The organism is Hyunsoonleella rubra (assembly GCF_042684665.1).
GTDB classification, from domain to species: domain Bacteria; phylum Bacteroidota; class Bacteroidia; order Flavobacteriales; family Flavobacteriaceae; genus Jejuia; species Jejuia rubra.
In genome coordinates, this window is the sequence record NZ_JBHULY010000036.1 from 1 (window position 1) to 1,924 (window position 1,924).

Consider the following 1,924-nt stretch of genomic DNA (forward strand, 5'->3'; position numbering starts at 1 on the left):
GGTTTAAGTAAAAAAATAAAATATTAATTATCTTTAGAGAACTGGACTAGGGCTTTTCATAGGATACGTTGTTGGCAACTGGCTTCATTGTCCAGTTATTAATTTTTTCAATTGTTCTTTAGCTCCTTGTCCAGGTCGATTAGCAAATCCATTGACTAGTTCTCCATTTGGACTGTAAATCAGATAATGTGGAATTGTTTTAACTCTTAAATCTTCTATAACTTGTGAGACATTCCCATTTTCTATAAAATAATTTTGACTATTCGAAATTCCGTCTACTTCAATTGCTTTTTTCCAGTTTTCTTTTTTGTCATTAAGGCTTAAATAAATAAACTCAATATTTCCCTCGTTGAATTCTTTTTTGAGTTTATTAGATTCAGGCATTGTTTTTCTGCAAGGTTTACACCAACTTGCCCAAAAGTCAATATAAAGCCATTTCCCTTTATTGTTTTCTAAAAGATTGCGATAAGTCAGAGTGTCGTTTTTCATACTTGTCATAACTAACTCATTCGATTTACTGAAATCAAGTTTATATTCTTTTTTTAGTTTATCTAGCTGTTCTATGCTGGTAGTGCTTTCCTGAAGCTTCTTAAAATATTCTTTCTTGTCTTTTACCCTGAAATTTTGACCAATACCATTGTAAGCATTGAACAACAGAAAATTTTTTGCTGTTTGATTAAATCGTTTGTCTTTTACGATTGAGTCAAATCTTATTCTTGAATCTATGTAAAACCCACCTGAATTCCCATTGTTTTCCTCTATAAATTCCAAATCGTATTCTGAAATATTGATTAAATAATCTCTAAAAAATGAAAATTTCATTAAAGAATCTGTTTCTGATAAGTCAAACCCAAAAACTTGTTCAATAGTTTCTTTATTTCTCAAAGATTTGTTTTGTTCTAACCATTTTTTAATATTCTTTAGTTTTTTATGCTTTTCCATTAACATATTCAGGGCATCCTTGCGGTAGAAGTAGTTTGTTTTAGAAATTAAATTATTGTTTTTTAGAGAGTCCAAAAGTTTAATCTCTTCTGTAAAGTCCAACTTTGCTTGGTTGTAGTATTCGAGGGATTTTTGCTTGTAGTCTTTAAAATTTTCATTTAAAAACATATTGCCAAAAATTAGATAATGACTGGTGTATTTATTGTCAAATAATTTTTTGAGTCGATAACTATTGTAATTGAGTTCTATGTCGTTTACCTCTCTATTAGTAATTTTTGCTTTTGGAATATTATGTTCGTAGTTAAATATAACTGTGTCTCCATTTTGGACTAAAAAAGTTTCCTTTATTGAAGTAAAAAAGTTATTTGTGGATAATTCTAGATAGTCATTATAGGTTTCTATGGTAATTGTATCTGATACGTTTGCCTTTGGTCTCCAAGTTTGGATATTGTTCATATAGTCCAAGTATGTGAAGCCATTGTTGTTATAAAATGCTTTTGGTCCTAAACTATCTTTTAACTTTTTTCCGACACTATCTTGTTTAATTAAATGAATATATTTATTCGGTGCATTTACTGAAATAAGAACAATCTGATTTGGCTTCGGTTTTTCAGTTACAATCTTCTCATTTTCCTTTTTGCAAGAGACCAAGGTTAAAATCAGAAGTAATATGTTCAATGTGTATTTCATTTTTCAGCTTGTTGCCAACGGTATTGTGTATGAAACGTAGCGTATAAATAAACGCTAACTTTTCGGATTTAGCACGAGCCGAATTTTTTATTTTTATGTTTAATTTTCTTTTCTAAATATAACCAAATAAAAAATTTGGCGTACTTTGTAAATATACAAAAACCTCCCGAAAAGCCTATAATAGCTATGTTTTATACACGGTGTGCCTGTTGCACAACCACTCGCTAAATATACAGAAAATTCGTATCTTTCTGTATGCAAGGCAAGAAAGATTACCAAGAAAAGTTATTTG

At 29.6% G+C, this 1,924-nt stretch carries 1 protein-coding gene; it reads right to left on the reverse strand.

Features of this window, described 5'->3' with window-relative positions; genetic code table 11:
- Positions 1–84: 84 nt before the first annotated feature.
- The gene (locus ACFSR8_RS14665) at positions 85–1,632 is read right to left on the reverse strand and encodes a TlpA family protein disulfide reductase (protein ID WP_380293357.1); all 1,548 of its coding nucleotides are present in this window, start codon (positions 1,630–1,632) and stop codon (positions 85–87) included.
- Positions 1,633–1,924 lie beyond the last annotated feature (292 nt).